Here is a 25,351-nt window from a genome sequence, read left to right as displayed (position 1 = left end):
TAAGTAGTAAAAACGATATAATGTCGTATTTTACTTTTAAATAAATTTAGATAATTATTTGAAAAACAAATAATTAAGCCCTTTTAATAATGCGACAACAAATCGTTCCAATTACTTATATAATTGAACGATTAATATCTTTTTACATTAAAGTCATTGATTTTTCTTTACTTCAACCAAATAATGCTGGAATATTAAGAGGTATTTGGAATTCAATAGAAAGTATGTATTTTGATTTAATTGAAAAAAAAGAAACTTCATTTCATTATGAAAAATTTAGAGAAAAATTATTTGAAAGATATATTAACAGGCTATTCACTTATAATAAAGAGGAAGAAATAATTGAGGGTATTGAAACTATCAAAAACATTATACAAAATCAGGTATTACTGAATATGCCAGAGGATAATGAAATAATTGATTTATCTCATTTAAGAAAAGACTTAGAAGCAGATTTTAAATATCCTGATAGTTATTCAGACAAAGAATTTAAAGATTCGAAACATTGGAAGGAAATTGTAATTAAAACTCTTGATTTATTTTCAATTATCATAAATAAGTCGATAACGTTAAAAAATTCTGATATATTAAATGCCTGTTTTGAAAAATTAGAAGAGTTAAGTTTTCAAATTTATCTTAAAAAAATCGGAAAATATAAGTCCACTTTTCTTCATATTAAAATTGCAACAAAGATTTCTGATTACACTTACCGTGCTTTTGAAAAGAATGTTTTTGAGGAAGGAAGTGATGCAAGAAACGTATTACCCTCTCATCTTGAAATGCTTATTAAAAACGAAGAAATTTCCTCAAGAACAGTTTTACAGAAATATTGCTATTTGCTAATTTATTTACAAAAGATAAATAAATTGGATAGATGGTTTTTAGGAGGTATTCAAATGAATGAATTTATGGTGTCGGAAGGCGATTTAGGACATATTGCAAGAAGATGTGCTTATACTTATAATGAAAACAAAAACACACAAAATTGCCTAGATGATTGTATTGATACTTATGTTATTCTAAAAGAATATTATGAATCACATAAAAATGATAATTTCGACTTATATATAGTTATAAAAGAAAGGATTAGTGCAATTTTAAAAATTTTGTTGAAATCTAATGTAGAAAATGAAAAACTTATTCAAAGATTAAAAACTCAAATAGAAGGTTTTAAAAATAAAGAAGATTATTGATTAGACCAATTAAGTTAGGCATATAAGGTCTTCGAGTTCTCTCCAAAGTGTGCTCACTTCAAAAAAATTAAATCAAACAAAAAAAGTCCCAAATAAAACTATTCGGGACTTTTTTATAAATCTAAACTCTAAACTCGATATTATCCTAAAGCAGCTCTTTTGAAACCGGTAACGATAAGATCTTTATCTAAAGATTTTACATAAGCGGCTACGCTCATTTTGTTGTCTTTAATATAATCTTGGTTTACCAAAGTATTGTCTTTAAAGAAACGAGCTAATTTACCTTTAGCGATATTGTCTAACATTGCTTCTGGTTTTCCTTCTTGACGCAAAACATCTTTTGCAATTTCGATTTCTTTTGCAATAGTATCGGAATCAACTCCAGCTTCGTTCAAAGCAATTGGCGACATAGCCGCTGCTTGCATAGCTACGTTTCTTGCTACTTCATCAGCACCTGCAATATTCGCAGATAGGGCAACTAAAGTAGCGATTTTGTTTCCAGAGTGGATGTAAGACCCGATGAAAGCACCTTCTAATTTTTCGAAAGTTCTTATTTCTAGTTTTTCACCGATAACTCCAGTTTGTTCGATTAATTTATCAGCAACAGTAATTCCGTTGAAATCAGCTGCTAAAAATGCTTCTTTATTGTCAAAATTCAATGCCAAATTAGCCATTTCAGTGGCCATTTTCACAAAATTTTCATTCATACCTACGAAGTCTGTCTCACAGTTCAATGTGATAACAACACCGGCAGTTTTGTCAGCATTTACAACAGCAATTGCAGCACCTTCAGTAGATTCTCTATCTGAACGGTTTGCGGCTACTTTTTGTCCTTTTTTACGAAGGTTTTCGATTGCTAAATCAAAATCTCCGTCAGATTCAACAAGTGCTTTTTTGCAGTCCATCATTCCGGCACCCGTGATTGTTCTTAATTTATTTACGTCTGCAGCAGTAATTGTTGCCATTTTGTATTATTTTTTAAGGTTATATAAAAAAAATCCAAATCCCAATTTTACTAAATCAGCAACTTTGTAGTTTCTAACTTTTTTTTGGAATTTGGAATCTATATTAAAATTTATATTTCAGTCTCAGAAGCTTCAGCATCAGCAGAAGGAGCGACAACTTCAATTTCTTCAGTAATTGGAGTTGCAACTTCAACATCAGCAGCTGCAACTTCAGCAGCAGGAGCTGCTTTTTCGGCAGTTGTTTCAGCTACAGCTTCGGCATCAGCACCTCTATTAGAAAGTCCGTCAATGATTGCGGCAGTTACTAAAGATAAAATTTTATCGATTGATTTAGAAGCATCATCGTTTGATGGGATTACGTATTCTACCTCTCTTGGGTCAGAATTGGTATCCACCATTGCGAAAACTGGAATGTTTAATTTTTGAGCTTCTTTTATTGCGATGTGTTCAGCTTTAATATCAACTACGAACAATGCAGCAGGAAGTCTAGACATATCTGCGATTGAACCTAAATTTTTCTCTAATTTAGCACGAAGACGATCTACTTGCAAACGCTCTTTTTTAGAAAGAGTCATGAATGTTCCGTCTTTCTTCATTTTATCAATTGTAGCCATTTTTTTAACGGCTTTTCTGATAGTAACGAAGTTAGTTAGCATTCCGCCAGGCCATCTTTCAGTGATGTATGGCATGTTTGCAGCTTTTGCTTTTTCGGCAACGATGTCTTTTGCTTGTTTTTTGGTAGCTACGAATAGTATTTTTCTACCTGATGCAGCGATTTTTTTCAAAGCTTCATTCGCTTCTTCAATTTTAGCTGCAGTTTTATATAGATTGATAATGTGAATTCCATTACGTTCCATATAAATGTAAGGAGCCATATTTGGATCCCATTTTCTAGTCATGTGTCCAAAGTGAACACCTGCTTCTAGTAATTCTTTTACTTCTACTTTGTTTGACATTTTTTGTTTAGTTTACGTTCTGTTGATTAGCAATGTATGGATGGCGATTGCTCGGCTGAACACATTTAGATGCTAAACTAATTTCCCGCCTCAACGGGACAACAACAACATTGTTTTTAAATTTAATTATCAATAGGTCTTGTGCGAATTGCACAAGACAGGCAATATTAACGTTTAGAGAATTGAAATTTCTTACGAGCTTTCTTCTGACCGAATTTCTTACGTTCAACCATTCTTGGATCTCTTGTTAATAAACCTTCTGGTTTCAAGATGGCTCTGTTTTCAGCATTTACTTCACACATTACGCGTGCCAATGCCATTCTTACAGCTTCTGCTTGACCAGTTGAACCACCTCCGTAAACATTTACTTTTACGTCAAAGTTAGTTGCATTTTCTGTCATAGACATTGGTTGCATCACTTTGTACTGTAAAGTAGCTGTTGGGAAGTAAGTTGCGAATTCTTTTTTGTTTACAGTGATTACTCCTGTTCCTTCTGAAACATAAACACGTGCAACAGCGGTTTTTCTTCTACCGATTTTGTGAATTACTCCCATTACTTAAGATCGTTTAGGTTAACTGTTCTAGGTTTTTGAGCGCCTTGTTTGTGCTCTGGTCCTACAACAACATTTAAATTTCTGAAAAGTTCAGCGCCAATTTTATTTTTTGGCAACATTCCTTTTACGGCTTTTTCTACTAGTAATGCAGGATTTTTCGATTGCAATACTTTGGCAGTTAAAGTTCTTTGTCCTCCAGGATAACCAGTGTGACGGATGTATGTTTTTTCATCCATTTTGTTACCTGTAAGGTTGATTTTTTCTGAGTTGATAACGATTACGTTATCTCCACAGTCCACGTGTGGTGTGTAACTTGGCTTGTACTTACCTCTCAAAATCATAGCGACTTTTGAAGCAAGACGACCTAAGTTATGACCGTCAGCATCTACAACAATCCATTCTTTTGTAGAATTGGCTTTTGTTGCTGAAATTGTCTTGTAGCTTAATGCGTTCACAATAATATATTTTAATTAAACATTCCATCCCCAATAAAGGGGTTGCAAAAGTACAATTATTTATTTTAAATACAAATACCTTAAAAGATTATTTTATTCTTGTTTTTGTCCTGATTATCAAATGTATATTTGAATGAATATTCATTGTATCTCTTTTGGAATTATACTAAAATGGAGTCTTTCTATAATTTGTATTATATTTGTTGTAAATTACATTTTTATGTTGAATGTTTCAAACGCAAGTTTTATATTATAAAACAGCTATTTTGATATGGGAGATACTACTTTGAGAGATAGATTAAAACTCTCGTGTCTCTTATTTCTATTAAATTCAATTAACACCTATTTATGAAAACTAAAGCAACTCTAAAACAAATTGCAAAAGAACTTAATGTTTCTGTCTCTACGGTTTCAAAAGCACTTAATGACAGTCCCGAAATTAGTGAACAAACAAAAATAAGAATCAAGGAATACGCAAAACTCAAAAACTATAAACCAAATGTTATTGGTCTGAATCTCAAAAACAGAAAAACAAAAACCATTGGGGTTATTATTCCTAATATTCTGGATTCTTTTTTTGCAAAAGTATTTAGCGGTATAGAAAAAGGGGCTGATGAGAAAGGATATAATGTGATTATGTGTATTTCCAATGAGTCATTAGAAAAAGAAAGTCATACCTTAGAGATGTTGAGCAACGGAACTATAGATGGCTTTATTGTATCTATTTCTGAAGAGGCACAAAAACTACATGAGTATAGTCATTTTAAAGACATTATAAATGAAGGAATTCCAATTGTTATGTTTGATAGAATAGCCGATGATGTAGAATGTGACAAGGTCATCGTGGACGATTTCGATTCGGCGTTAAATGCGACGCAACATTTAATAGATTTAGGATGTAAGAATATCGCTTTATTTTCTTCTGTGGATAATTTAAGTGTCGGAAAATTAAGAGCCGAAGGCTATCTCAAAGCATTAAAAGACAATAATATTGAAATAAATCAAAATATAATTCTTCGAACTGATTCCGAGGATGATTTAAAGGATAAAATCGAGAAAATTTTTGATAACAATACGATTGATGGAATTTTTGCTTTAGAAGAAAGCGATTCTGTGGCTGCTTTGAAAATAGGCCTGAAAAAAGGGTATAAAATCCCGGAAGAGCTTTCTATTATAGGCTTTGCCGACGGAATTCTTGCTTCCAGAAGATTGTCCCCAAGCTTAACCACAGTGAGTCAGCATGGAATAGAGATTGGTGAAGTGGCTGCCAAATTACTTATCGATAGATTAGAATCAAAGGAAGAAAATTTACCTTACCAAACGGTAGTTATCAAAACTAATTTAAAAGAAAGAGAAACGACAAGAAAATTGTAGACCAGTATTTAGATTTCAGGAACTACACCCTAAATCATTAATCTGGAATCATCAATCCTAATGCGCTTCCAGCCAATCTTTTCCCGCTCCTAAATCAACATCCAAAGGAACATCGAGTTTGAAAGCATTCTCCATTTCGTGTTTAATCATCGGTTGAATTTTTTCGAGTTCCGAGTTATGAACGTCAAAAACAAGCTCATCGTGTACTTGCAATAACATCTTCGATTTCCAGTTTCCGGAAACTAATTTTTCGTGAATATTAATCATTGCAATTTTGATAATATCTGCGGCACTTCCCTGAATTGGCGCGTTCACGGCATTGCGCTCGGCACCACCACGAACTACGGCATTTGCCGAATTGATGTCTTTCAAATAACGGCGACGGCCTAAAATCGTTTGCACATAACCATTTTCTCGGGCAAATTCTATTTGTTCCTGAATATAGGTCTTCAGTCTCGGATATGTTTTATAATAGGCTTCGATCAAAGCGGCACTTTCTGAACGAGAAAGTGAAGTTTGGTTGCTCAACCCGAAAGCCGAAACGCCATAAATAATCCCGAAATTCACCGTTTTGGCGTGGCTTCGTTGTTCGCGAGTGACTTCTTCAAGTGGAACATTGAATACTTTTGAAGCAGTCGATTTGTGAATATCTTCGTGGTTTTTAAAGGCGGCAATCATATTTTCTTCGCCACTCAAAGCGGCAATAATCCGCAATTCTATTTGGGAATAATCCGCAGAAACCAAGGTGTAATTTTCATCTCTTGCCACAAATGCTTTCCTGATTTGGCGACCGCGTTCGGTACGAATCGGGATATTCTGCAAATTCGGATTATTGGAACTCAAACGGCCAGTTGCTGCAACGGTTTGCATATAATCGGTATGAATACGATTCGTGATTTTGTCTACTTGATTCGGTAGAGCATCCACATAAGTGTTTTGCAATTTTATCAGTTGACGCCAATCGAGAATATCCTTAACGATTTGGTGTTCGTTGGCTAAATAACTCAAGACTTCTTCGCCTGTGGCATATTGGCCTGTTTTGGTTTTCTTTTGTTTGGCTCCGCCAATTTTGAGTTTGTCGAATAAAACTTCGCCTAATTGTTTGGGAGAAGCTAAATTGAAGGAATGACCCGCAGTTTCGTATATGGTTTTTTCCAATGCTTTGATGTCATTTCCCAAATCTTCCGATAATGATTTCAGAAAATCGACATCCACTCGAATGCCTTCTTTTTCCATATCGGCAAGTACTTTTACCAATGGGATTTCAATGTCCTCAAAAAGTTTTTTGGTTCCCGTTTTGTCCAGTTCCAATGTGAAAATCTCCTTCAATTGCAAGGTTACATCGGCATCTTCAACAGCATATTCCTTGATTTCTTCCAATGCAATGTCTCGCATCGATTTTTGATTTTTGCCTTTTTTCCCAATCAATTCTTCAATGGATTTCGGGGAATATCGTAGGTAGGTTTCCGATAAAATATCCATTCCGTGGCGCATATCCGGGTTGATGAGGTAATGCGCAATCATCGTATCGAATAATTTTCCTTCTACCTTAATATTATAATTGGACAAAATTTTCAAGTCGTATTTTAAATTTTGTCCTATTTTCTCGATTTTTTCGTTTTCGAAAAACGGAATGAATTTGTCTATTAAAACTTGGGCATCCTCCTGATTTTCCGGAAAAGGAACATAGAATCCTTTTCCTTTTTCATAAGAAAATGAAATTCCGACTAATTCGGCGTGCAAAGCATCCAAGCCAGTTGTTTCGGTATCAAAACAAACCGAAGATTGATTTTGAAGATTTTGCAAGAGCAATTTCACGCCTAAATCTCCTTGGATAATTTGATAGGAATGTTCGGTGTTTTCTAACGAATTATAATATTGATGGCGTGTTTCTTCCGAAGTTTCCTCGGGAATTGCACTTCCAAACAGATCGAACTGTTCTTCGTTTTTGGTCCCGAAAGCTTTCGGGAGTGGCTTTTTATAAAGTTTGGCCTCATCTATAAGAGCATTTGCCGTAACCGTTCCGCCTTTTTTGAATATGGCATCAAATTGTTCCGCCATTCTTCGAAATTCGAGTTCGTTGAAAAGAGCATCGGTTTTATCAACATCAGGAGTCGATAATTCATAATCGGTTTCATCGAAAACTACGGGACAATCCAATAGAATGGTCGCCAAAGTCTTGGACAACAAACCTTTTTCCTTGTTGGCTTCGATGTTTTCCTTCATCTTGCCTTTCAGTTTGTCAGTATTGGCCAAAAGGTTTTCCATTGTGCCAAATTCCTTCAGTAATTTCTTGGCGGTAACTTCACCCACGCCAGGAAAACCGGGAATATTATCGGCGGTATCACCCATCATTCCAAGAAAATCGATGATTTGATCTGGACGTTCGATTTCGAATTTTTTCAAAACTTCGGGAATCCCCCAAATTTCTATTCCGTTGCCCATTCGGGCGGGTTTGTACATAAAAATATTTTCGGAAACCAATTGTGCAAAATCTTTGTCGGGCGTTACCATAAAGACTTTGTAATTTTGTTTTTCGGCTTGTTTGGCAATGGTTCCTATTAAATCATCGGCTTCATAACCTTTGACTTCGATAATTGGAATATGCATCGCCTTCAATAATTGCTGGATATAAGGAATGGCAATTTTTATGGCTTCGGGCGTGGCATCGCGATGGGCTTTGTATTCCGGGAATATTTCGTTTCTCAATTGGCTTCCGCCATTGTCAAACGCCACTGCCAAATGATCCGGTTTTTCGCGTTTGATGACATCCATCAAGGAATTCATAAATCCCATTATTGCCGAAGTGTCCATTCCTTTGGAATTGATCCGAGGGTTTTTTATAAAAGCATAATAACCGCGGAAGATTAAAGCGTAAGCATCGAGAAGGAAAAGGCGTTTTTGCGACATGATTGAATAAATTATGAAAGCGTAAAAGTAACGAAAGTTTAAAACTTTTCACGATGTTTTGTTTCGCTCTCGATTGAAATTATTAAAAAACGAAAAAAGGAATCTTTCTGACTGCATTGATATTTGAGGTTTATAATGCATTCTTTATTTTTATAAATTAATGAAATTCAAGACAATGTGTCATTTTTATAGGTAGAAAGGTGCCGGCTGAAACAGTTTTGGTATGGTTTTAGTTAAAGTTCAATTAACATAAATTCGTTTCACTTAAATAATTTGTTATTTTGCACAAAAATTCTATTACAATGATTATACGCATATTAATGCTATGTTTAGTCCTTTTTCTTGTTGAACTTTATGCATTTCAGGCATTAAGAACTTTAATAACGGCAAAATGGATTTTGGTTTCTTATCAAATAATAAGTGTGCTGCTTCTGGTTTTTATTATTTATTCTTTTATGCAATTTGACCGTTCTGTAGGGCAAACTAAGCAGTCTATGCTTACAATGGGATTGGTTCTATTGATATATATACCTAAAGTGGTTCTGACTTTAGTGCTTTTTGGGGAAGATATTTTCAGAATAGGCGCTGGTTCCATAAATCATTTTGCGAAGTATAATGACAGTGTCGGTTTTCTTGCTTCAAGACGAAAGTTTGTTAGTCAAATAGGATTGGGTTTAGCGGCAGTTCCGTTTTTGTCCTTATTATATGGAGTGACGAAAGGTAAATACAACTACAAAGTAATCAAGCAAAGTATATTTTTCCCTGATTTACCAGAAGCTTTTGACGGTTTTACAATTACCCAAATATCGGATGTTCACAGTGGCAGTTTTGATAATCCGGAGAAAATTAATTATGCAATTGATTTGGTTAACGAACAAAATTCGGATATGATTTTGTTTACGGGTGATATTGTAAACACTGACGCAAAAGAAATGCACCCTTGGATAGATACTTTCAATAGAATCAAGAAACACGAGTTTGGTAAATATTCGGTACTTGGGAATCATGATTATGGTGAATATATCACTTGGCCAACAGAGGCTGCCAAAGAAGAAAATTTTCAAGCCATAAAAGATTTGTATGGTCAAATAGGGTTCAAATTATTATTAAACGAAAATACTTTCATTGAAAAAGGAGCTGACAAAATCGCGCTGGTTGGAGTCGAGAATTGGGGGAATAATTTCAAAAAAGTGGGAGATATTAACTTGGCATCTGCCAATTTGACTAAAGAAGATTTTAAAATATTGATGAGTCATGATCCTAGTCACTGGGAATATGAAGTGAAAAATCACGAAAAACATTTTCACTTGACGCTCTCAGGACACACTCATGGATTCCAGTTTGGCATAGAGATTCCGGGAGTGATTCGATGGAGTCCAATACAATATGTTTATAAACAATGGGCTGGATTGTATGAAAATCTGGGAAGATATGTATATGTAAATCGTGGGTTTGGTTTCCACGCTTATTCAGGCAGAGTGGGAATTATGCCTGAGATTACAGTCATTGAACTAAAAAAAGGCAAGAGTGTGGCTTAATTCGTTTAAAATACTACATTTGTAAAATAAATATCTCTTTTCAGTAGATTTAGAAAATTAAATTCGTTGGTTTTATGTCAAAATTTGGAGAACTTATAAGCACACAAGTCCCTGTGTTGATTGATTTTTACACAGATTGGAATGAATCATCCGTTTCGATGCATCCCGTAATAAGGGATGTTGCCGCGGCTCTTGGCGATAAGGCAAAAGTGATAAAAATTGATATCGATAAAAATCAAGAATTAGCCGATGCATTGCGCATCAAAGGGCTTCCCACTTTGATGATTTATAAAGAAGGTCAAATGATTTGGAGACAATCCGGGGAATTGGATGCCAATACTATAATTGGCTTGGTTCAAGAGCATCTTTAAGAAATGTCATTGCACGAGACACAATCTTATTTTATCTTATAACATCAAAAACAAACCCTTTTTCTTTCAAATATTCCAGCGTTTTAGGCAGAGTATATTCTAAATTAGGGAATGCCTTTACGCTGTCGTGAAAAACGATTATGCTTCCGGTTGTTACATTTTGTAACACATTTTCCAAACATTTTTTTGGCGAGATGCTAGCGTCATAGTCTGCACTCAATACATCCCACATGATTATTTTGTATCCCAGTTGTCTCAGTTTTTTTGATTGTGATAATTTTATTTTTCCGTAAGGTGGACGGAAGATTTTAGTTCCGATAGCTATCGGAATTAGATTTGGGATTTTAGATTTAGGATTTGATATTGCGGCTTCACACAATTTTACATTCTGTAAATATTCTTCGGTCGAAGTTTGCCATCCTTTCAAATGGTTGAAAGTATGGTTTCCGACAGAATGACCTTCATCGATTACTTTGGTGAAAATCTCCGGATATTTTTCTATGTTACTTCCAATGCAAAAAAAAGTGGCTTTTGCATTGTATTTTTTTAATTCTTCAAGAACCCATTCGGTGATTTCCGGCGTTGGACCGTCATCAAAAGTGAGGTAGATTTTGTTTTCAATATTGGGGATGTCCCAAACGTAATTTGAGAATATTTTTTTAATTAGAGTATTTGTTTTTATCCAGTAAAAGCTCATAATTTAATTTGAAAATTTGAAAATTTGAAAATTCGGAAAAGCGATAATTTTTTAAATCACTCATTTCCAAATTTTCAAATTTCCGAATTAAAGCTATTCTTTTTCGCGGCCAAAACGCTCAAACATTTTTATATAAGTATTGAATATTGCCCTATTTTTATTGTAAAATGGAACATCTCCACTTTCCTTCATCACTTGCAACAAACTTCTGTAGCGTTCAATATCGGTAATAATATCAACAGCTATATCTGTTTGTTCGGAGGATTTTAGACTACCATAATAATTAAGGTTTTCTTTGTATTTTGTCATTAATTTATCCAGAAGTTGTTGGGCTTTTGCTTTTTCGTCCACTTCATAATATCCTCTGGCAAAAGGTTCTACAACGGAATAATAACCAAATTTATCCAAAGGCATCTTTGTCATGGCCAAATCGATAATATTTCGTGCCTTATCTTTCTTCCCTTCGGCGATTAACTTATCCATTAATCGGGCAAGATTTGTTCTGTAAGTTATGCTGTTTCTTCTTGTTTCGGGGTCGTGGTATATCTTGTCGCTTTCGCTATTGCCCCAATCCCATTTCATGACAACAGAATACATTTTATCCGAATCAATCTGGCCCATATCCATAGGGCTTGCGTCTTTTGATGCAGCAGTTTTTAAGGGGACTAATTTATAGACCATTCCGTCCAATTGGAGATAGTTTTTCATCCACAAATAATCTTCATTATCAAATGCGCCACCACTAAAGTAGATAGGTCTTTTCCAATCGTTGTTGGCCACGATGTCCAGCATCATTAATCTGTTTTTGTATAATGCATTTCCTTTGATGTCTATGTCAATATAAGGGACAATGGAATCATAGAATTTTGCGGCAACCACTTTGTTCTTGATAATGCTGTTCTTGTCAACAGGAATTCTAATTTTATCTGTCGGGTAAAAATGAATGGTTTGCCCATTTTGCATTTCAACGGTAGATTTTGGGTTTTTTATAAAATTGATAAAATCTTTTATTTCCCATCGGCTATCTATTTTTTGAATATGCGCCACATAATCCAGTTTGTCTCCCACATATTGATCGTGTGTGAATGAAATTGGCAAAGGTTCAGAATTGTAAGCTTTGGTTTTCATTTGGTCAATATACCAATCGGTCATAAACAGACTTGTGTTTACAATTTTGACGTCTGTTCTTACATGTTCAATTTCCTGTGCATACCAAAGCGGGAAGGTGTCGTTGTCGCCAATGGTAAATAAAATAGCATTGGGGTCGCAAGAAGTAAGATAGGATTTTGCCATTGCCACTGCGGTATATCTTCCTGAACGATCATGGTCATCCCAGTTTTGGGAAGCCATAAGAACCGGAACAGCCAGTAAACTTGCTGCTACAATTATAGGGCCGGCTATTTTTGGCGCCAGATAGTTTTGAAGACTTTCATAAAGCGCATATACTCCAAAACCTATCCAAATGGCAAATACATAGAAAGAGCCCACCAAGGCATAATCTCTTTCTCGTGGTTCAAATGGTCTTTCGTTGAGGTAAATTTTCAAGGCAATTCCCATGAATAGGAATAGCACCAAAAGCACATAAAAACTTTTTCGATCCTTGCCGAAATGATACATAATGCCAATGAGGCCTAGTAATAATGGCAAAAAGAAATACACATTGCGCCCTTTATTATTCAACACGTCCGAAGGTAAATTTTGTTGGGAGCCCAGATGCAATTCGTCTATAAATGGAATCCCGCTAAGCCAGTTACCGTCTTGAGAGTCATATTTTCCCTGAATGTCGTTCTGGCGTCCAACAAAATTCCACATCAAATACCTAAAATACATATAGCCAAATTGGTATTCAAACATAAAACTTAAATTGTCGGCAGTTGTTGGTTTTTCCACAATTAAATAATCGCCATAACTTTTCAGAAATTTAACGTAACCTTCATTGTCAATTTGTTTTTGTGCATAAGCTTGTCTAAATTCTTTTACGGTTTTTTCAATTTCATTTCTTAATTGTGCCTCCGCTTTGTTTAATTCTTCTTCGCTCAGTTTGCTTGGATCGACTCCGTATTTTGGCAAATCATCTGCGTATTGATAATCAGGATTTATTTTAAATTGCGGTGCGCTTGTAAAGCTGATGTAATTCACCGTATTGTCTCCACTCCACAGCCTTGGTAAAATGGTTTTTTGACTATCATCGCTATTTTGTTCGGCATTTTTGTAGTTGTTTACAATAACATACTTGCCTGTTTTATAATCTCTTTCATAGTTTGGAGCCTTATCTAAATAAGGATTGTTCTTGTCTAAACCAGCAAAGGCTTCGGTATATTGCGGTCCGTAAAATAACGGATTTGAGCCATATTGTTCCCTATTGTAATAAGCCAAAACTTCACGTGCATCCGAAGGTTTGTTCTCGTTGATGACTACATTGGCATTGGCACGAATAGGCAACATCATCCAAGTGGAAAAACCTATAAAGATGAATAAAATGCATAGAATAAGGGTATTGTAGTTTACAAGACCTTTGTCACGGGTGTATTTTAAACTATAATAAAACAATGTAATAAGAAGCAAGGCGACAAATATAGTGCCCGAATCAAACGGCATTCCTAAATTATTGACCATAAAAACCTCGGTTTTGCCAAAAAATGCCATAGTCAAAGGCAACAGTAATTTAAAAATAAGCAGCAAAACGGCCACTACAACAATATTTGCAATGATGAAATTTTTGATGGTAACCTCTTTATAATGTTTGAAAAAATAAAGAAATCCTATGGCAGGAATTGTCAACAATGCCATAAAATGGACACCAAATGAAAGTCCAATCACCAGCGAAATAATTAGTAGCCATCGATTACCTCTTGGTGTATCCATATCCTGCTCCCAGCGTAAACCTAGCCAAAAAAGCAAGGCAATAAGCAAAGAAGCCATGGCATAAACTTCGGCTTCAACGGCATTGAACCAGAAGCTATCGGAAAAAGTATAAGCAAGCGCCCCAACAAGTGAGCTACCAAGAATAACAATGGAGTTGTTTTTGTTTATCTCTGAAAAACGGGATACTATTTTCTTTAAAATCATCGAAGAAGACCAAAATAAAAACAGTATGGTAAAGGCACTCGAAAAAACGGACATCATGTTTACCATCACGGCAATATGCTTGTCATCGAGGGCAAACATGGCGAAAAAAGCACCAATCATCTGGAATAATGGAGCTCCTGGAGGGTGTCCGACTTCAAGTTTTGCCGCAGTGGCAATGTATTCGCCACAATCCCAAAAACTCATTGAAGGTTCAACGGTTAGCGTGTATGTCACTAATGCTATCGCAAATGCGCACCAGCCTGTAATTGTATTCCATTTATTGAAATTGAACTTTGCCATATTATATGCTAAAATTTAGTTTTATTTTAAGATACAAAGAAAATGTTTTTTTATTTAACGGCACGGGCATTAACAAAAATTTCTAAAAAACGGAATATAACTTGCAACAGCCTGTTTTTCGGGACTTTTCAGATTGTTAGATCGTCAATAAATTTTTTTTTGATAAAAAGAGATTAAAAATTTGTAAAAATTAAAATTTATATTAAATTTGCACTCGCTTAACGGCAATGGAATTGGTCTATGGTGTAATGGTAACACAACTGTTTTTGGTGCAGTCTTTCAAGGTTCGAGTCCTTGTAGACCAACACAAAGCCTCTCAATTTTTTGAGAGGCTTTTTTTATTTCATAAAAAATGGGCTTGAAAAACTAAATTGATTTTGATCTGTTAATTAGATGGTTTTCTAAAAACAGGGTTGTTAAAAGCCAATTCGAAATTAAAAACAGGGTTGAAGTTATTTAAAAAGCGAGATGTAAGATAGCTGTACTCAAATCAAGAAAAGTTTTTGTCATAAAACATTGATTTTTTGATTTATAAAAAAAACACTATATTTGCACTGTTATTTATTAAAAAACTAGATAATGAGGCACGCATGGCGTGCCTCTTTTTATAAAATATGACATTTAAAGAAAAAATAAATACCGTATTAGCCGAGAGTCTCTTAGAAAAACCATCTGTTTTTTTGATAGACTTAACCATTACTGATGCGTTTAAAGTAATCATAACTTTAGATGGCGACAAAGGAGTGGCTTTGCAGGACTGCATTGATATCAGTCGTGCAATTGATGCTAATTTAGACAGGGAAGAACAAGATTTTTCTTTAGAAGTGGCTTCGGTAGGAGTTGGATCGCCATTAAAAATGGTTAGACAATACAAAAAAAACGTTGGAAGGACATTAATAGTAAAATTAGCAACCGAAACAATTGAAGCAGAATTAGTTGAAGCTAATGATAATTTTATAATTTTGTCATGGAAAGCCAGAGAGCCAAAAAAACTTGGAAAAGGAAAAGAAACAGTTCAAAAAAGACAAGAAATACCTTATACAGAAATAAAAGAAGCAATTGTTACAGTAACATTTTAATTAATTAGTTGGCATGGAAAATTTAGCATTAATCGATTCATTTTCAGAGTTTAAAGATGATAAACTTATTGATCGTGTAACGCTTATGGCGATATTAGAAGATGTATTCAGAAATGCATTGAAGAAAAAATTTGGATCAGATGATAATTTTGATATTATCATTAATCCTGATAAAGGCGATATGGAAATATGGCAAAGAAGGGTTATTGTTGCCGATGATGATGTAGATTTAGACCATTTGGAAATTTCGCTTACAGATGCTCGAAAAATTGAGCCTGATTTTGAAATCGGAGAAGAAGTTTCTGAAGAAGTGAAGTTAATTGATTTGGGAAGAAGAGCTATTTTGGCTTTGCGCCAAAACTTGATTTCCAAGATTCACGAACACGATAATACCAATCTTTACAAACAATTTAAAGATTTAATTGGCGAAATTTACACTGCCGAAGTACATCATGTTCGTCCAAGAGTCGTAATTTTGATTGATGATGAAGGAAACGAAATCATTCTGCCAAAAGAAAAACAAATACCCTCTGATTTTTTCCGTAAAGGAGATAATGTTCGAGGAATCATTGAAAGCGTTGAACTAAAAGGAAATAAACCTCAGATAATTATGTCCAGAACTTCGGAGAAGTTCTTGGAAAAATTGTTTGAGCAAGAAATTCCGGAAGTTTTCGACGGATTGATTATGGTAAAAAAAGTAGTGAGAATTCCAGGCGAAAAAGCAAAAGTAGCGGTAGATTCTTATGACGATAGAATTGATCCTGTTGGTGCTTGTGTGGGTATGAAAGGTTCCCGTATTCACGGTATTGTTCGTGAATTGGGAAATGAAAACATAGACGTCATTAATTATACCAGCAATATTCAATTGTATATTACAAGAGCATTAAGCCCTGCGAAAGTTTCATCCATCAAGATTAATGAAGAAACAAAAAGAGCCGAAGTTTTCTTGAAATTAGAAGAAGTTTCTAAAGCAATTGGTAGAGGTGGACATAACATTAAATTAGCCGGTCAATTGACAGGTTATGAGCTTGACGTTATTCGTGAAGGAGATGTTGCAGGCGCAGCTGCCGATGAAGATGATGTTGAATTAACAGAGTTTTCAGATGAAATTGAAGGATGGGTTATTGAAGAATTTGCAAAAATTGGGTTGGATACTGCAAAAAGTATTTTGAAACAAGATGTAAATGATTTAGTAAGGAGAACAGACCTGGAAGAGGAAACTATTCTAGATGTAATGAGAATATTAAAAGAAGAATTTGATAGCTAATCAATTCTTCAAACAATACAATAGAAAAGGTAATAATAAAAAGGTTTTATGTCTGAAGAGAGAGTTATTAGAATAAACAAAGTTTTAAGGGAATTAAACATTTCGTTAGAAAGAGCTGTGGATTATCTAAAAGATAAGGGAATTGCTATTGAAGCAAATCCAAACACAAAAATTTCCGACGATGTGTACAATGTTTTGTGTGGTCAGTTTGCAGGCGACAAAGGGAAAAAAGAGGCTTCAAAAGAGGTGGGAGAAGAGAAGAGAAAAGAGAAAGAAGCATTGCGTGTAGAGCGTGAAAAAGAAATTGATGACAAACGCAAACAAGACGAAGAACGGCTAAAAAACCAAGAAGTTATAAGGGCGCGAGCTGTTGTGACTGGCCCCGTTCATGTTGGGAATATTGACCTTAACCCTAAAAAAGCGGCTGTGCCTTCGCCAATTGTAGAAAAAAAGGACATTCCCGTAGCTAAAACTCAACAGGAAAAACCTCTTCAAAAAGAATCTTTACCAAAAGAACCTTTGCATAAAGAACCTTTGCAGAAAGAATCTTTACCAAAAGAACCTCTTCAAAAAGAACCTTTACAAGAAAAAATTGTTTCAGACAAAAAAGAGGTTAAACCTATTGTCGAGTTAAAAGAAACAAAAAGCGAAACGGTTTCAGCACCGAAAGAAGCACCGAAAAAGGAAGAAGCACCCGTTGAAGAATCTATCAAGACTAAATATCAAAAATTAACTGGAGCTACATTGACTGGTCAAACCATCGATTTGTCTCAATTTAATAAGCCTAAAAAGAAAAAAGAAGAGCCTAAAATTACTCCAAACAAACCTGGGACACCTGGTGCTCCTGGAAGTGCGGCCAGTAATGCCAATAAAAATAAACGAAAAAGGATTGCCCCAAAACCTGGTGCTCCAAGACCACCTGCAACTCCTGGAGTTCCGGGCGCGCCAAATCCTAATAAAATTACTCCAAATGTTGGTGGCGGTGGTGGTTTTAACGCCAATAGGGGAGCTAGACCTGGTTTTGTAAAAGGAGCCAGACCTGCAATTGTTGCCAAAGTTGAGCCAACGGAAGAAGAAGTTAAAAATCAAATTAGGGAGACTTTAGAGAAATTGCAAGGAAAAGGCGGTAAATCGAAAGCGGCTAAATACAGAAGAGACAAAAGAGATACGCACCGTCAAAAATCAGATGACGAGCAAAGAGCCATAGACGAAGGAAGTAAAACGATAAAGGTTACTGAATTTGTTACCGTTGGTGAAATTGCCATTATGATGGATGTGCCAATTACAAAAGTTATTGGTACTTGTATGTCACTTGGAATTATGGTAACGCAAAATCAACGCCTCGATGCAGAAACATTGACCATTGTTGCCGATGAATTTGGTTACGAAGTTGAATTCATCACGGTAGATATTGAAGAAGCCATTCAAGTTGTACCAGACAAAGAAGAAGATTTAGTTTTTAGAGCGCCAATTGTTACCGTAATGGGTCACGTCGATCACGGTAAAACATCTTTACTGGATTATATTCGTAAAGAAAATGTTATCGCTGGTGAATCTGGAGGAATTACACAACACATTGGTGCTTATGGAGTGACTTTAGAAGACGGTCAAAAAATAGCTTTCCTTGATACACCGGGTCACGAAGCGTTTACCGCAATGCGTGCTCGTGGTGCTCAGGTTACAGATATTGCAATTATTGTGGTTGCTGCCGATGATGACATCATGCCACAAACCAAAGAAGCAATTTCTCACGCTCAGGCTGCTGGAGTTCCAATTATATTTGCAATCAATAAAATTGATAAGCCAAATGCCAACCCTGAAAAAATCAAAGAAAAATTAGCAGGTATGAATTTACTTGTTGAAGATTGGGGTGGAAAAATTCAATCTCACGATATTTCGGCGAAAGTTGGAACAGGGGTAAAAGAATTATTGGAAAAAGTATTATTGGAAGCTGAATTGCTAGATTTAAAATCGAATCCAAATAAAGCGGCACAAGGAACTGTCGTAGAAGCATTTTTGGATAAAGGAAAAGGATACGTTTCTACCATATTAGTGCAACATGGAACTTTAAGAATTGGGGATTATATGTTGGCTGGAAAACACCATGGTAAAATAAAAGCCATGCACGACGAAAGAGGAAATATTGTGACTGTTGCAGGCCCTTCAACTCCAGTATCTGTATTAGGTTTAGATGGTGCAGCAACAGCGGGTGACAAGTTTAATGTTTTTGAAGACGAAAAAGAAGCCAAACAAATTGCTTCAAAACGTTCTCAATTAATGCGCGAGCAATCTGTTCGTACTCAACGTCATATTACCTTGGATGAAATTGGACGTAGAATTGCATTGGGTCAATTTAAAGAATTGAACATCATTCTAAAAGGTGACGTTGATGGTTCTGTTGAAGCTTTGTCGGATTCGTTCTCTAAATTATCTACCGAAGAAATTCAAATCAATATCATCCATAAAGGTGTTGGAGCTATTACCGAAACTGACGTAATGTTGGCTTCTGCTTCAGATGCAATCATCATCGGATTTAATGTTCGTCCTGCTGGAAATGCAAGACAATTAGCCGACAAAGAAGAAATTGACATCCGTTACTATTCTATCATTTATGCCGCTATCGACGACTTGAAAGACGCAATGGAAGGAATGCTTGCTCCGGAAATGAAAGAAGAAATTCTGGGAACTGCCGAAATCAGGGAGATATTCAAAATATCGAAAGTGGGTTCTATTGCCGGAAGTATGGTTATGGATGGTAAAATTGTTAAAAACGCCAAAATGAGAATCATTAGAGACGGTGTTGTTGTCTTTACTGGAGAATTATTGGCATTGAAACGATTTAAAGATGACGTAAGAGATGTAGCTAAAGGTTATGATTGTGGTATTCAAGTTAAAGGATACAACGACATTGAGGAAAGAGATATTATTGAATCTTACCAAGAAGTAGCAGTCAAAAAGAAATTGAAATAAGATTTCAATAGTTGTAAAATAATTAAATCCCGATTCGTCGGGATTTTTTTTTAGTTTAGCTTGATTATTTGGTAAATTAAAATGGCAAAAATATGAAAGATATAGGAATTGGTGTTTTATTGATGTTGGTTGGATTAGCTGTTATTTGGTATACATCGAAAAGACCAAAGAATACTAATCTTTCTTCTGTTAATAATTTCCAAGGTTATGTTAGCGGTGTGTGTTTTATTATAGGTGGTATAATCTATATTTTTGGCGGATTACACTTTTAGTAAACACCAATTAGTGCTTATGTTTTCACATACATTCAGAACTTTGATTGTTTTCCAGAATAGGTATGACCTCAATTTGTCATTCCGAGGCACGAGAAATCTCAACATGCGAGAGCAACTAAATGAGATTCCTCCTTCGTCGGAATGGCAAGCTTGTTGAGCTCTTTAGTGAACTTAAAAACGGATAGCGCAGAATTGCATTCTGTGCCCATAAACAAGGACAAAAGAATGTCAAGTAACAAAAGAAAGCAACCCAATTCGAGTTGCTTTTTTGTTCGTTTTAAGCCTTAAAATTATAATGGATAAATTTATTTGCTCGGTTTTATCAAAAGCACATTGTTGTACTTCTTTTTAATGTCAATTAGATAACGTTCGGCTTCGATACGAGACTTGAAATTCCCAACCCATACTTTATAATTGGGTGTGTTGAAAACAATCGTGGCATCAATGTCGCTAAAATTTTGTTTGAAGTCGTTTAAAGTTTTTTTGGCGTTTTCGCTGCCGCCATTATAGATCTGAATTTTATAGGAGTCGTTCACGGTAAGTGAAGCGTTGATTTTTCTCTTTTCGCTTAGCAATTGTTCAAATCTGGGATCTTGACTGATGGTAATCTTTTGATTTTGCGCACTTACATAGGAAGTGGAAACATATAATATAAGGAAGGAGAAAATGAATTTCCGTGCTGTTATAATTCTCATAATGTGATAGTTTTTATGCAAAAATAGTGTTTAATGGGGAATTCTAAATTATCAATACTATTTAGAATCGATATAAATTATATTTAAGACTATTTTAAGGTTTTGAGAATAGTTCTTAAAGTGTATTTTTGTCGAATATTTAAAAGAAAAAGTGATTTTTATCATATTTTAAATTTGGAAAAAATCATATTCAACATTGTAGATAATTACTATTATATGAAAAAGGTGGGTAACCATAATTCGATTTCAAGGAAATTATATTTAAGTTTAGCTTTAATGCTAACAATATCCTTAACTTCAATTGCACAAGTTGCAGCTCCGGCAGCAACCGCAACTCCGGCAGCTACAACGACAACTGCAGCTCCTGCTGTTGCGCAGGGTGGCGATCCTGTAAAAGGGAAGGAAGTTTTTAATACCAATTGTGCAGCATGTCATAAGCTGGATGCTAAAGCAACTGGACCAGCCCTTAGAGGAATTGGTGCTAAGTATGAAAAAGCGTGGTTTTACAAATGGGTTCACAATAGTGGCGATTTAATTAAGTCTGGTGATGCTGCGGCCATAAAAGTTTTTGAAGCAAACAACAAGATTCCAATGACTCCTTTCCCGCAACTGTCGGAGGCTGACATTGATAATGTTGTAGCTTATGCTTCAGAGCCAAAAGCAGCGGCTGTTGCTCCAGTTGTTGGGGCAAAACTTCCCGGAACTGAAACAAATGCTGGAGGAGGAATTTCAAATGACGTTATTCTGGGTGCATTGTCATTAGTAATGGCGATTCTTATTGTAATGTTGTTTTTGGTAAACAATGTTTTAAGAAAAGTAGCTGCGGCAAATGGAATCAATGTTGCTCCAAAAGAACCAACTATTTCAATCTGGAAAGCTTTTGCAAAAAATCAATTTTTAGTGTTGGTTACATCAATATTCTTATTGTTGGCGAGTGCCTTTTTTATATACGGTTACTTGATGCAAGTTGGGGTTGATCAAGACTATTCGCCAGTTCAGCCGATTCATTATTCTCACAGAATTCACGCCGGAAGCAACGGTATTAACTGTAATTACTGTCACTCTGCTGCTCGCGTTGGTAAAACTGCCGGAATTCCTTCGTTGAATGTTTGTATGAATTGCCATAAAAACATTTCTGAAGTGTCTGATACAACGGCTACCAAAGATTATTCAAAAGCGTTTTATGATGCTGAAATCAACAAATTATACAAAGCTGTAGGTTGGGACAAAGCCAATCAAAAATACACGGGAATTACACAGCCGGTAAAATGGGTTCGTATTCATAACTTGCAAAGTTTTGTTTATTTCAATCACTCACAACACGTTACTGTTGCTGGAGTTGCTTGTCAAACTTGTCACGGTCCGGTTCAAACTTTTGAAGTCCAAAAGCAATTCTCCAAAATGACGATGGGTTGGTGTATCACTTGCCACAGAACAACCAATGTTAAAATGGAAGGCAATGACTATTATACCAAAATTCACGAACAACTTTCCAAAAAATATGGTGTAGACAAACTGACTGCAGCACAAATGGGCGGGTTGGAATGCGGTAAATGCCACTATTAAAAAATAATAATTAAGAAGCTAATATTTATATAGAATATGTCATCAAACAAAAAATACTGGAAAAGTGTTGAAGAACTAGACGAAAATAGTTCTATTGTTGAGGCGCTTAAAAATAACGAATTTGTTGAAGAAATTCCTACTGATACGTTTTTAGGAAACAGTGATGCTCCATCATTTTCATCAACAACACGTCGCGATTTTTTAAAGTACGTTGGGTTTACCACAGCGGCAGCCACACTTGCAGCCTGCGAAGGCCCCGTACATATGTCGATACCTTACGTAGTACAACCAGAACAAATCATCCCTGGAATTGCTGATTTTTATGCAACTTCCGTTTTTGATGGTTTTGATTTTGCTAATCTTTTAGTGAAAACTCGTGAAGGGCGTCCTATTAAAATAGATAATAATACTATGCCTGGTGCAAAATTCTCGGCAAACGCCAGAATCCACGCATCGATATTGTCATTATATGATAATATGCGTTTGAAAGAGCCAAAAATTGCTGGTAAAAACGCTACTTGGATTGATGTTGATTCAAAAATAAAATCAAGCTTGGCTGAGGCCAAAGCAAAAGGAGGTCAAGTTGTTTTATTGACGAATACATTGGCAAGTCCGTCGACTGAAAAGTTGATAGCCGAATTTATTGTCAATAATCCAAATGCAAAACACGTTATTTATGACGCTGTTTCTTCATCAGAAGCCTTAGATGCATTTGAAACTGTTTACGGCGAAAGAGCTTTGGTTGACTACGATTTTTCAAAAGCTTCGTTGATTGTTTCTGTTGGTGCGGATTTCCTTGGAGATTGGCAAGGTGGAAGTTATGATACAGGATATGCTCAAGGCAGAATTCCTAAAAATGGAAAAATGTCGCGCCATTTCCAATTGGAAGCGAATATGACTTTGTCCGGTGCAGCTGCCGATAAACGTTTGGCAATGTCAACCGCAAATCAAAAGCAAGCATTAGTACATATATATAATGTAGTTGTTGGAGCTTCGGTTCCAGTAACTTTAGACGCAAAATTTAAAACAGAAGTTGCCAAAGCCGCCCAACAATTGAAAGCTGCCGGAAGCAAAGGAGTTTTAGTTTCTGGAATCCAAGATAAAAATGCACAATTGTTAGTTTTGGCCATCAACCAAGCATTGGCAAGTGAAGCTTTTTCAACTATTGGAACGAGACAAATCAGAAAAGGATCTAGCGAAAAAGTGGCTCAATTAGTTAATGATATGAAAGCAGGAAGCGTTCATACCTTGATTATGAGCGGCGTTAATCCAGTTTATACTTTACCAAATTCAAATGATTTTGTTGAAGGATTGAAAAAAGTAAGTCTTTCGGCTTCATTTTCTTTGAGAGAAGACGAAACCGCTTCAATAACGACTATAGCTGCTGCAGTCCCTCACTATTTAGAATCTTGGGGCGATGTAAGCATTACAAAAGGAACTTATGGTTTGACTCAACCTACTATTCGTCCTTTGTTCAACACCAAACAATTTCAAGAGGTATTGTTGTCTTTGAATGGTGCCGTGGGAACCTATTATGATTATTTAAAAGCAAGTTCAGCGTCAATAATTACGGGTTCTACTTGGAATCAAGTATTGCATGACGGTATTTTTGTTGGAACAATACCATCCGTTTCTGCAGGTTCAGCAGATTATGCTGCTGCGGCAAATGCTTTGGCACAATCAAAAGTGACTCCAAGTTTCGAATTGGTTTTATATACAAAAACTGGTTTAGGCGACGGACAACAAGCGAATAATCCTTGGTTGCAAGAATTACCAGATCCAATCACGAGAGTTTCTTGGGATAATTATGTTACCGTTTCGAATGCCGATGCCAAACTTTTGGCAATGTCTAATGAAATTGTTGCTAATGGAGGTTTGAACGGAAGCTATGCTACCATTACAACAGCCGATGGTCTTAAATTAGAAAACATACCGGTAATTGTTCAGCCAGGACAAGCTGTTGGTACTGTTGGTTTAGCTTTGGGTTATGGTAAAAAAGTAGCATTAAAAGAAGAAATGCAAGTAGGTTTAAATGCTTACTCATTATATAAAGGTTTCAATAATGTACAATCAGTTACATTGACAAAAGCTGCCGGAGAACACGAGTTTGCTTGTGTTCAAGGTCAAAAAACGTTGATGGGAAGAGGCGATATTATTAAAGAAACTACTTTAGAAATATTCAATACCAAAGATGCAGAAGTTTGGAACGAGCAACCAATGGTTTCATTGGATCATAAAGAAGTTAAAGCAACAACGGTAGATTTATGGGATTCATTTGATCGTTCAGTAGGGCATCATTTTAATCTTTCAATTGATTTGAATGCTTGTACAGGTTGTGGATCTTGCGTTATTGCCTGCCACGCCGAAAACAACGTTCCTGTAGTTGGAAAATCTGAAATTAGAAGAAGTCGTGATATGCACTGGTTGCGTATTGACAGATATTATTCTTCTGAGGAAACTTTTGCGGGAGATGACGAAAGAAAAGACAATATTGCCGGTTTGTCAAGTTCGCTATCAACATTTAGAGAAATGGAAAGCCCTTCGGATAATCCCCAAGTAGCTTTTCAACCCGTGATGTGTCAGCACTGTAATCACGCACCTTGCGAAACTGTTTGTCCAGTTGCGGCAACCTCACATAGTCGTCAAGGTCAAAATATGATGGCGTATAACCGATGTGTTGGAACTCGTTACTGTGCCAATAACTGTCCGTATAAAGTACGTCGTTTCAACTGGTTCTTATACAGTCAAAATAAAGAATTTGATTTCCACATGAATGATGATTTGGGTCGTATGGTGTTAAATCCAGATGTAGCTGTTCGTTCACGTGGGGTTATGGAAAAATGTTCTATGTGTATTCAAAAAACACAAGCAACTATTTTGGCAGCCAAAAACGAAGGAAGAGAAGTTGTTGACGGAGAATTCCAAACGGCTTGTTCAAGTGCTTGTACTACCGGAGCAATGATTTTTGGGGATGTAAACGACAAAGAAAGTAAAGTTGCCAAGTTGGTAGAAGAGGAAAGAATGTATCATTTGTTAGAGCACGTTGGAACAAAACCAAATGTATTCTATCACGTTAAAGTTAGAAACACTTAATAAATTTAAAATCAATTTAAAGGA

At 35.7% G+C, this 25,351-nt stretch carries 18 protein-coding genes and 1 tRNA gene; 11 read left to right on the top strand and 8 right to left on the bottom strand.

Annotation, left to right across the window (positions count from 1 at the left end; all coding sequences use genetic code 11):
- Positions 1 to 89 precede the first annotated feature (89 nt).
- On the top strand, positions 90 to 1,193 hold the full coding sequence (locus B2145_RS00525) for a hypothetical protein (RefSeq protein WP_291097040.1): 1,104 nt from the start codon (positions 90 to 92) through the stop codon (positions 1,191 to 1,193).
- 140 nt (positions 1,194 to 1,333) lie between these two features.
- Here B2145_RS00525 and tsf read toward each other — a convergent pair whose 3' ends face one another.
- The 4 genes from tsf to rplM all read right to left on the bottom strand — a co-directional run bounded on the left by tsf (position 1,334) and on the right by rplM (position 4,123).
- Positions 1,334 to 2,158 (bottom strand): translation elongation factor Ts, encoded by an 825-nt coding sequence (gene tsf / locus B2145_RS00520; protein WP_291097038.1) that lies wholly within the window; start codon positions 2,156 to 2,158, stop codon positions 1,334 to 1,336.
- A gap of 110 nt (positions 2,159 to 2,268) precedes the next feature.
- Positions 2,269 to 3,114 carry a 30S ribosomal protein S2 gene (gene rpsB, locus B2145_RS00515; RefSeq protein ID WP_291097036.1) on the bottom strand — a complete coding sequence of 282 codons (846 nt, stop codon included), beginning with the start codon at positions 3,112 to 3,114 and terminating at the stop codon, positions 2,269 to 2,271.
- Between the two features lie 167 nt (positions 3,115 to 3,281).
- Positions 3,282 to 3,668, bottom strand: coding sequence for a 30S ribosomal protein S9 (rpsI, locus tag B2145_RS00510; RefSeq protein WP_291097034.1), 387 nt, complete (start codon positions 3,666 to 3,668; stop codon positions 3,282 to 3,284).
- Positions 3,668 to 4,123 (bottom strand): 50S ribosomal protein L13, encoded by a 456-nt coding sequence (gene rplM, locus B2145_RS00505; RefSeq protein WP_291097032.1) that lies wholly within the window; start codon positions 4,121 to 4,123, stop codon positions 3,668 to 3,670. Before rplM ends, rpsI begins: the two co-directional genes overlap by 1 nt.
- Before the next feature lie 348 nt (positions 4,124 to 4,471).
- Between rplM and B2145_RS00500 the strand changes: the two genes are divergently transcribed.
- Positions 4,472 to 5,497, top strand: coding sequence for a LacI family DNA-binding transcriptional regulator (locus B2145_RS00500; protein ID WP_291097031.1), 1,026 nt, complete (start codon positions 4,472 to 4,474; stop codon positions 5,495 to 5,497).
- Positions 5,498 to 5,554: 57 nt separating this feature from the next.
- Here B2145_RS00500 and polA read toward each other — a convergent pair whose 3' ends face one another.
- Complete coding sequence (polA, locus tag B2145_RS00495; RefSeq protein ID WP_291097255.1) at positions 5,555 to 8,410, bottom strand: DNA polymerase I; 2,856 nt, start codon at positions 8,408 to 8,410, stop codon at positions 5,555 to 5,557.
- Positions 8,411 to 8,709: 299 nt separating this feature from the next.
- On the opposite strand from polA, the gene B2145_RS00490 reads away from it, so the two are divergent.
- Positions 8,710 to 9,945: a metallophosphoesterase gene (locus B2145_RS00490; RefSeq protein WP_291097030.1), complete on the top strand. Its 1,236-nt coding sequence runs from the start codon at positions 8,710 to 8,712 to the stop codon at positions 9,943 to 9,945.
- A gap of 74 nt (positions 9,946 to 10,019) precedes the next feature.
- The gene (locus tag B2145_RS00485; RefSeq protein WP_291097029.1) at positions 10,020 to 10,316 is read left to right on the top strand and encodes a thioredoxin family protein; all 297 of its coding nucleotides are present in this window, start codon (positions 10,020 to 10,022) and stop codon (positions 10,314 to 10,316) included.
- Positions 10,317 to 10,347: 31 nt separating this feature from the next.
- On the opposite strand, the gene B2145_RS00480 is transcribed toward B2145_RS00485, so the two are convergent.
- Positions 10,348 to 11,013: a polysaccharide deacetylase family protein gene (locus B2145_RS00480; RefSeq protein WP_291097028.1), complete on the bottom strand. Its 666-nt coding sequence runs from the start codon at positions 11,011 to 11,013 to the stop codon at positions 10,348 to 10,350.
- Positions 11,014 to 11,106: 93 nt separating this feature from the next.
- Positions 11,107 to 14,382: a DUF2723 domain-containing protein gene (locus B2145_RS00475; protein WP_291097027.1), complete on the bottom strand. Its 3,276-nt coding sequence runs from the start codon at positions 14,380 to 14,382 to the stop codon at positions 11,107 to 11,109.
- Positions 14,383 to 14,616: 234 nt separating this feature from the next.
- Here B2145_RS00475 and B2145_RS00470 point away from each other — a divergent pair.
- The 5 genes from B2145_RS00470 (at position 14,617) to B2145_RS00450 (ending at position 19,970) form a co-directional block, all read left to right on the top strand.
- Positions 14,617 to 14,687 (top strand) — tRNA-Gln (locus B2145_RS00470).
- A gap of 309 nt (positions 14,688 to 14,996) precedes the next feature.
- The gene (gene rimP / locus B2145_RS00465; protein WP_291097026.1) at positions 14,997 to 15,461 is read left to right on the top strand and encodes a ribosome assembly cofactor RimP; all 465 of its coding nucleotides are present in this window, start codon (positions 14,997 to 14,999) and stop codon (positions 15,459 to 15,461) included.
- A gap of 13 nt (positions 15,462 to 15,474) precedes the next feature.
- Entirely contained in the window at positions 15,475 to 16,728 is a 1,254-nt protein-coding gene (nusA, locus tag B2145_RS00460) for a transcription termination factor NusA (protein WP_291097025.1), read from the top strand.
- Between the two features lie 48 nt (positions 16,729 to 16,776).
- Positions 16,777 to 19,698, top strand: a complete 2,922-nt coding sequence (gene infB, locus B2145_RS00455) for a translation initiation factor IF-2 (RefSeq protein ID WP_291097024.1) — start codon at positions 16,777 to 16,779, stop codon at positions 19,696 to 19,698.
- A 92-nt stretch (positions 19,699 to 19,790) separates the two neighbouring features.
- A complete protein-coding gene (locus B2145_RS00450; RefSeq protein WP_291097023.1) occupies positions 19,791 to 19,970 on the top strand; it encodes a hypothetical protein in 180 nt (59 codons plus the stop codon).
- A gap of 308 nt (positions 19,971 to 20,278) precedes the next feature.
- Here the strand turns inward: B2145_RS00450 and B2145_RS00445 are convergent, their stop codons facing one another.
- Complete coding sequence (locus tag B2145_RS00445; RefSeq protein WP_291097022.1) at positions 20,279 to 20,668, bottom strand: SPOR domain-containing protein; 390 nt, start codon at positions 20,666 to 20,668, stop codon at positions 20,279 to 20,281.
- A gap of 216 nt (positions 20,669 to 20,884) precedes the next feature.
- Between B2145_RS00445 and B2145_RS00440 the strand changes: the two genes are divergently transcribed.
- Positions 20,885 to 22,234 (top strand): c-type cytochrome, encoded by a 1,350-nt coding sequence (locus B2145_RS00440; protein WP_291097253.1) that lies wholly within the window; start codon positions 20,885 to 20,887, stop codon positions 22,232 to 22,234.
- A gap of 36 nt (positions 22,235 to 22,270) precedes the next feature.
- Positions 22,271 to 25,327, top strand: a complete 3,057-nt coding sequence (locus B2145_RS00435; RefSeq protein WP_291097020.1) for a TAT-variant-translocated molybdopterin oxidoreductase — start codon at positions 22,271 to 22,273, stop codon at positions 25,325 to 25,327.
- Positions 25,328 to 25,351 lie beyond the last annotated feature (24 nt).

Source organism: Flavobacterium sp. UBA5153 (assembly GCA_002413745.1).
Classification (GTDB): Bacteria; Bacteroidota; Bacteroidia; order Flavobacteriales; family Flavobacteriaceae; genus Flavobacterium.
The sequence above is the reverse complement of the archived record's forward strand: the minus strand, read 5'-3'. Positions and strand labels throughout refer to the sequence as shown.